The sequence below is a fragment of the Mesorhizobium sp. M7A.F.Ca.US.006.04.2.1 genome (assembly GCF_004022915.1).
GTDB lineage: Bacteria > Pseudomonadota > Alphaproteobacteria > Rhizobiales > Rhizobiaceae > Mesorhizobium > Mesorhizobium ciceri.
Map to the genome: position 1 here is coordinate 1 of NZ_RZQA01000300.1, position 6,761 is coordinate 6,761.

Annotated in this window: 5 protein-coding genes and 4 pseudogenes; 5 read left to right on the forward strand and 4 right to left on the reverse strand. The window is 60.4% G+C overall.

From position 1 onward, the window contains the following. Together EN925_RS17250 and EN925_RS17255 are read right to left on the reverse strand one after the other, a co-directional pair. Positions 1-468 (reverse strand): annotated as a pseudogene (locus tag EN925_RS17250) (hypothetical protein); the annotation flags it as partial. Positions 469-583: 115 nt separating this feature from the next. Then, positions 584-1,410 (reverse strand): annotated as a pseudogene (locus EN925_RS17255) (cell envelope integrity EipB family protein). 138 nt (positions 1,411-1,548) lie between these two features. Here EN925_RS17255 and EN925_RS17260 point away from each other — a divergent pair. The 5 genes from EN925_RS17260 (at position 1,549) to EN925_RS17280 (ending at position 5,879) form a co-directional block, all read left to right on the forward strand. Continuing rightward, a complete protein-coding gene (locus EN925_RS17260) occupies positions 1,549-2,013 on the forward strand; it encodes a RidA family protein (protein ID WP_127368436.1) in 465 nt (154 codons plus the stop codon). Positions 2,014-2,027: 14 nt separating this feature from the next. Then, the gene (locus EN925_RS17265) at positions 2,028-2,756 is read left to right on the forward strand and encodes a glycerophosphodiester phosphodiesterase (protein WP_024503355.1); all 729 of its coding nucleotides are present in this window, start codon (positions 2,028-2,030) and stop codon (positions 2,754-2,756) included. Between the two features lie 50 nt (positions 2,757-2,806). Next, positions 2,807-4,021: a GNAT family N-acetyltransferase gene (locus tag EN925_RS17270; RefSeq protein ID WP_013531771.1), complete on the forward strand. Its 1,215-nt coding sequence runs from the start codon at positions 2,807-2,809 to the stop codon at positions 4,019-4,021. 86 nt (positions 4,022-4,107) lie between these two features. Continuing rightward, entirely contained in the window at positions 4,108-4,539 is a 432-nt protein-coding gene (locus EN925_RS17275; protein ID WP_013531772.1) for an HIT family protein, read from the forward strand. 203 nt (positions 4,540-4,742) lie between these two features. Continuing rightward, entirely contained in the window at positions 4,743-5,879 is a 1,137-nt protein-coding gene (locus tag EN925_RS17280; protein WP_245460910.1) for a phosphatase PAP2 family protein, read from the forward strand. A 41-nt stretch (positions 5,880-5,920) separates the two neighbouring features. Here the strand turns inward: EN925_RS17280 and EN925_RS17285 are convergent. Continuing rightward, a pseudogene (locus EN925_RS17285) lies at positions 5,921-6,267 on the reverse strand (hypothetical protein). 60 nt (positions 6,268-6,327) lie between these two features. Then, a pseudogene (gene clpA / locus EN925_RS17290) lies at positions 6,328-6,761 on the reverse strand (ATP-dependent Clp protease ATP-binding subunit ClpA); the annotation flags it as partial.

A 6,761-nucleotide genomic window follows, 5' to 3' on the forward strand; every position in this document is an offset into this window, starting at 1 on the left:
ATGCAGCAGCACGCCATGGCCTTTCAAGGCCCAGGCGATCGAGTGTTCCTTCGCTGCCCCGCTGTTGCCGGGAATCTGGGCGATCAGATTGTTGGCCAGCCAGAACTTCTGCATCAGCCGGCCAAGGCCGTTGACGACACCATTGGTCGCCCATGAGGCCGTGAGCGGGCTGACCTGCGACACGATTTCCTTGTCGATCATCCAGTCGGTGAAGAACTCGGGATGATTGGGCGTAATGAAGGTCGCCTTCCCTGCCCCGCAATTGGCCTTCAGCCGCTCAAGATCAGCGTCGGGAAAGTCGATATGGCGGACATTTGAGACGCCGCGCAGACCGGCCAGGCGATTGAACGGCAACAGATCCCGAAACCCGGGAATGCCGCGCAGCATGACGATCCGGTTGACGGATGTCATGGCCCTGATCAGTGCCGGGTTGGGCCGCGGCGCGACGAACGTATCGATCCTGCTCAAGCTGATCCCCCTCGCGCCTGGACGCTGGGAAGCAGGTTGGGAGACGATTGCGGCACGTTCAAGTCGTTCGTTACGACCACGCCGTGCCGTGGCAAATCAGCTGCCTAGACAGGCACTATTTGGCGGGACAAGGTTTTGTCTGGTCGAACAGCGACAGGTTGACCAGCTTGCCGGTCATCGAGAAGTCGCCATAGTCCATGACGAGATCGCGGGTGATGCCGTTCTCATGCAGCTTGAAGCTGATACGGTATTCCGGAACCTCTTCGCCGGTCTTGTTGGTGTCGTCGAAATAGGCGATGTCGACCGGCCAGTATTTGTCGGTGGCGAGCTTTGCCAGTGCGAAGCTTCCGGGTCGGCCTTGTCGGCATCGGTTTTCTTGCCGACAACGACGGTGGTGGTCATCACCTTGTTGGCGTCTTCGGAACCGTCGAACAGGTTGGTTTCGTAAAAATTCTCGCCCTTTTCGGCCTTGCCGATCAGTTCGACCAGATGCTGGGTCGGGAATTGGGTTGTCGCGAGCTCGACGCTGTTCTTTTCAGGCTTGTCGATGTCGACCTTGAGGCCCTTGGTCTCTTTCGTGGCGATGCCCTTGACCTCCTTGTCGAGATTCTGGTCGACGAAGGACTTTGTCACGAACGAAAAGGTCTTGCCCTCGGCATCCTCGAAAGTGGTCGTCTGCTGGTCGGTCAACCTGGTGTTGTCGGCGGTGACGATCTGGGTGACGAAGCGGAATTTCACCGTATAGCCTTCGCAGGCCGAGCCGTTGAACTCATAGACCATGCGGCCGGATATACCCGTGATGCCGGACTGATCGGAAGCCTTTTTCAGGGTAAGATCGTAGACGGCGCGGTGGGCTTGCAGCGCCGGCGCTGCGAAGACAGGGCCTATCGAGAATATCCCCGACAACAGGACGGCATGGAATGCGAGGCGCGTTGCGCGCATGAGGTACTCCGATCGTCGCGACTGATGGCAGGCCGCAGGGAAAGATGGTCCAGCTTAAAAAAAGTCGTGGCGGAAGCGAGGCAAAAATAGCAATTTCGGCCCGGCCGGCGCGGCGTCACCAAGCAATAGGGAAATACCATGAGTGAAACAATCGAAAAGCGGCTAAGCGATCTGGGTGTGACGCTTCCCGTCGCCGCCGCGCCCGCCGCCAACTACGTGCCCTATTGCAGGACCGGCCATTTGCTGTTCACTGCCGGGCAATTGCCGCTCAAGGACGGCAAGCTGCAGGCGAGCGGGCTGCTCGGCCGCGACGTCGACACGGCAGGCGGCAAGGACGCGGCAAAATACTGCGCGATCAACATCCTGGCGCAGGCCAAGGCAGCACTCGGCGACCTCGAGAAGATCAGCCGTCTGGTGAAGATCACCGTTTTCGTCGCCTCGTCACCCGAGTTCGTCGAGCAGCATCTGGTTGCCAACGGCGCCTCCGATTTCCTGGTCGCCGCCCTTGGCGAGCGCGGCAAGCATGCACGCTCCGCCGTCGGCACGGCCTGCCTGCCGCTTAATGCCGCAGTGGAAATCGAAGCCATCTTCGAAGTCGCATGAGCCAGGGTACAGATATGACCGACCTATCCTGGCTGACCGCCCGGCCCGTTGCCCACCGCGGCTTCCACGACATGAACAAGACGCGCTGGGAAAACACGCTGTCGGCCTTTGCCGCAGCCGCCGAACGCGGCTACGCCATCGAATGCGACGTGCACCTGTCGTCCGACCGCGTTCCCGTCATCATCCATGACGGCGATCTCAAGCGCCTGACCGGCCAGGATGGTTTCGTCTGGCAGCGTACCGCAGCTGAACTCGCGGCGCTCAGGGTCGGTGGCACGGCGGACCATGTGCCGACGCTGCAGGAAGCGCTCGACCTGGTCGATGGCCGCGTGCCACTGGTCGTCGAGCTGAAAGGCACGCCCGGCTATGACGAAGGCCTGGTGGCAAGCGTCGGCAAGATGCTCAAGCGCTACAAGGGCAAGGCGGCGATCATGTCGTTCGACCATTGGCTGGTCCGCGATTTCCCAAAGGACGCGCCGGGTATCCCAGGGGGTCTCACCGCCTACGGCAAGGACGTCGGGTTGATCGAGGCGCATTTCGCCATGCTGGCGCATGAGATCGCCTTCACCTCCTACGCCGCCGGCGACCTGCCAAACCCATTTGTCAGCTTCGTGCGTGAAAGGCTGAAAATGCCTGTTATCACCTGGACGGTGCATGACCAGCCGGCGGTCGACCTGACCTTCAGATATGCCGATCAGATGACGTTCGAAGGGTTCGAACCCGATCTGGTCAAAGTCGCCTGAGTGTCTGAAACGTGACTTGCACCAGGCCGGACGGAGCTTAAATAAGCCTCATGGATCAGGGCGACGAGGGTGACGGACAAACGGCCAATGCGGACTATTCGATCCGCGTCGCCGCCGGCATCGGCGCCTTCACCTGTGATGAATGGAATGGCTTTGCGGGAACTGCGCGCGGCGATTTAGAAACCAGCTACAATCCTTTGGTTTCATTCGCTTTCCTGAGCGCCCTTGAGGATTCCGGATGCGCCGTGCGCCGCACTGGTTGGCAGGGCCACCATCTCAGGCTGGAGGATGGGCGGGGCAGATTGCTGGGCGCGGTGCCCTGTTATCTCAAATCGCACAGCCAGGGCGAATATGTGTTCGACCATGGCTGGTCGGATGCGTTCGAACGCGCCGGTGGCCGCTACTATCCCAAACTGCAAAGTGCCGTGCCGTTCTCCCCGGTCACCGGCCCTCGCCTGCTGGTCACCAGGGGCGAGGACAGTGCCAAGGTGAAGGCCGGTCTCGCTGCGGGCCTGAAGGCGGTGACGCAAAAGCTCGGTGTCTCTTCCGCACATGTCACCTTCGCGCAAGAGAGCGATGTGGAGGTGCTGGAAGCAGCCGGTTTCCTGCACCGCACCGACCAGCAATTCCATTTCTTCAACGAAGGCTTTTCAACCTATGACGACTTCCTCGCCACCCTTGCCTCGCGCAAGCGAAAGGCGATGAAAAAGGAAAGGCGCGAAGCGCTTGCCCCAGGCATCTCAATCGACCGGCTGACCGGCAAGGACCTCACGGAGAAAGCCTGGGACGATTTCTTCGCCTTCTACATGGACACCGGCAGTCGCAAATGGGGCCGGCCCTATCTCAATCGTCAATTCTTCTCGATGATCGGCGAGCGCATGGCCGACGACATCCTCCTGGTGATGGCTAGGCGCAACGGGCGCTATATCGCCGGCGCGATCAATTTCATCGGTTCGGATGCACTTTATGGCCGCAACTGGGGCTGCATCGAGGACCATCCCTTCCTGCATTTCGAGGTCTGCTATCACCAGGCGATCGACTTCGCCATCGAGCGCAAGCTCAAGGTGGTCGAGGCGGGAGCGCAGGGCGAGCACAAGCTGGCGCGCGGCTACCGGCCGGTGACCATGCATTCCGCGCACTACATTGCGCACCCAGGCCTGCGCAACGCCGTCGCCGACTATCTTCGGCGCGAACGGCAGGAGGTGGAGCGGATGAGCGAATATCTGGAAGAGCATACCCCGTTCCGCAAGGATCTCGAGGAGTAGCCCCGGTTGGCCGATTGGGGGGCGACGATTATCTTGCCGAATTTCGACGCCTTCGCTACACGAAGGCACAATCCGGAGCGTTCGCCATGACCGAGGCCGCCTACGATACCGACAACATTTTCGCCAAGATCCTGCGCGGCGAAATTCCCTCGCACCGTGTCTACGAGGATGACGCGGTCATCGCCTTCATGGATGTGATGCCGCAGGGGCCCGGCCATACGCTGGTGGTGCCGAAAGCGCCGTCGCGCAACCTTCTCGATGCCGATCCGTCAATTTTCGGCCATCTCTTGAGCGCCGTTCAGAAAGTGGCGCTGGCGGTGAAAAAGGCCTTCGGCGCCGATGGCGTCACCGTCATGCAGTTCAATGAGCCGGCCTCGGGGCAGACCGTCTATCATCTGCATGTGCATGTCATTCCGCGCTTCGACGGCATCCCGCTGAAGCCGCACACGGGCGAGATGGAGAAGCCGGAGATTCTGGTCGGGAACGCCGAAAAGATACGGACTGCACTCAAAAATTGAGAGCGGGAGGTCCGCCAATGATGTGGTGGACCTGGTCGAGAATATCGGACTAACAAGCGCCGTTCAGTCCAGAAGCCGATTCTAATGCCCGGCCGTGCCCAGTGCCGACTCAACCGTTTGCAACTCTAATCGTCTGATTAGGAAATATCGAACCATCTCACGGTAAAATGCTAACGCGTGGCGAGCTGTGGGGCTTCAAAACCATGGAACATTCGGTTGCGGCATCGGCCCCACTGGCGGGGGCAATTGTCGAGCGTGCTTTTCTTGGCATCTTGGCGGATGCCTTTTGGCGACACCGGCTGCTGCACGCTATGGCTGCCGCTGCGCTGCTTCTGGCAAGCGCAGTCGGGTGGCACACTGGAAACATGCCGGATTTCGGCGTTCTGGAGGAATACGCTGAGTATCTTTTCATCGCCTTCTGGATTTGCGGCTCAGCCTTTGCACTTGGGACGCTTCTCCATCTTGCGCTGGTCCAGCGGGATACCGAACCGCTGCACACCTTCCTGAAGTCACTGGGTAGATTCTTTGGCGACGCCGAACGCATTGCCAACAGCCTGAATGGCCTGGGTGCGGGTCTTGCCTTCATATCCGCGATCGGTGTGTTGAAGGGAGCCATTGCAATCCTCTCTCCGTTTGCATGGGACAAGGCATTGGCTCAGGCCGACCGCATCCTGCATTTCGGTCGAGCCCCGCACGAATGGTTGTGGTTTATCGTCCAGTCGCCGCTTGCATTGAAGATCATCAACATCGCTTACAATTTCTGGTTCGTCGTGCTCATTACCGCGGTTTTCACCGTGTGCATCGCACGCAAGGATACGAAGCTGCGTCACCAGTTCCTGATGAGCTTCATGACGGTGTGGACGCTGGGTGGCTTCTTCCTCGCGATGGGCCTGTCGTCGGCTGGCCCTTGCTTTTACGAGCGATTGGGGTTCGGCAACGACTTTCACGCCCTCATGCAAGCACTCGCCACCGCCGATCGCATCTATCCAATCTGGGCGCTCAACACGCAGGATATGCTGTGGGGTGGCTACACCGGCGCAACTACCGGCAGCGTCGGTATATCCGCCTTCCCATCCCTGCACGTTGCGATGGCGGTGCTGTTCGCTCTCTATGCAACGCGGCGGTCTCGGCTGGCCGGTGTTGTGATGTGGTTATTCGCGGGCGTCATTATGGTCGGAGCCGTCGTGCTTGGCTGGCACTATGCCGTGGATGGCTATGCGGGCGCATCCCTGATGGTCGCGATCTGGAAGGCGTGCGGATATTTGCTGACCCGTTTCGAGTCGGACAGCGCGGCCGCTGAGAGCTCCACCATGCAATCGCCGGCCCTTTGCGGGATGTAAATTCGCCGATCTGGACGAACTCGCCTGCGGCGGCATGCCGGTCAAAACGCCTCAAGGGCGGCGCTGGATGGGTTGGACAATTTCCGAAACGCTGTTGGATACGGTCCTTGCCGAAGCTGCTCTGCGAGCGTGTCCGCGCATTGCCCAGGGCTCAGGAGCGACGTGTCGACTTCCAGATCGTACACACCGGGCCGGTGCACCTCTTCCTGCCACAGGCGCGCCACCGGGCCGCAATCCCATCCCGGGTCGATAGCGCGGCGGCATGGCCTGATCGCAAACGTCGACACCGAGATTGATCCAGACGCCATCGAAGCACCCCTGAACAGCCTTGGCGATGCTTGTTTTTCGATCGCGGCGCACCGTTCAGGGTGATGATCTGGCCGATTATGCCTACCCTCGCTCCAATAAAAAAGCCCCGTGCCCGGGGCTTTCTTGACTTTCGTAAGGTTCAGTTCTTTCGGGGCAGTTGTGGCACCAGGCTGCGCTTGCCGCCGTCCTTGCCCTTGGCTTCGGGCTTCTGCGCCACCAGCTTCTTGGCCGTCGGCTTTTTCACCACGGCCTTTCTGGACTTCGGCGTTTCTTCCGGCTCTTCCTTCTTCGGCTTCACCGGCGCCTCGTCGGCCAGCGATTCGAGCTTCAGGCCGGTCTCGCCGGTTTCCTTCTTCTCGACGGTGACGCGCACCGTGCCGCCCTTCTTGAGCTTGCCGAACAGCACCTCGTCGGCCAATGGCTTCTTGATGTGCTCCTGGATCACACGACCGAGCGGCCGCGCGCCCATGCGCTCATCATAGCCCTTGTCGGCGAGCCAGGCGATCGCGTCCGCCGACAGGTCGAAGGTGACGCCACGCTCGGAAAGCTGGGCCTCGAGCTGCATGACGAACT

Bases quoted from the DNA above. Each gene is read 5' to 3' on its own strand.
- EN925_RS17280 (WP_245460910.1), top strand. From the start codon at position 4,743: ATGGAACATTCGGTTGCGGCATCGGCCCCACTGGCGGGGGCAATTGTC.
- EN925_RS17265 (WP_024503355.1), top strand. From the start codon at position 2,028: ATGACCGACCTATCCTGGCTGACCGCCCGGCCCGTTGCCCACCGCGGC.
- EN925_RS17270 (WP_013531771.1), top strand. From the start codon at position 2,807: ATGGATCAGGGCGACGAGGGTGACGGACAAACGGCCAATGCGGACTAT.
- EN925_RS17260 (WP_127368436.1), top strand. From the start codon at position 1,549: ATGAGTGAAACAATCGAAAAGCGGCTAAGCGATCTGGGTGTGACGCTT.
- EN925_RS17275 (WP_013531772.1), top strand. From the start codon at position 4,108: ATGACCGAGGCCGCCTACGATACCGACAACATTTTCGCCAAGATCCTG.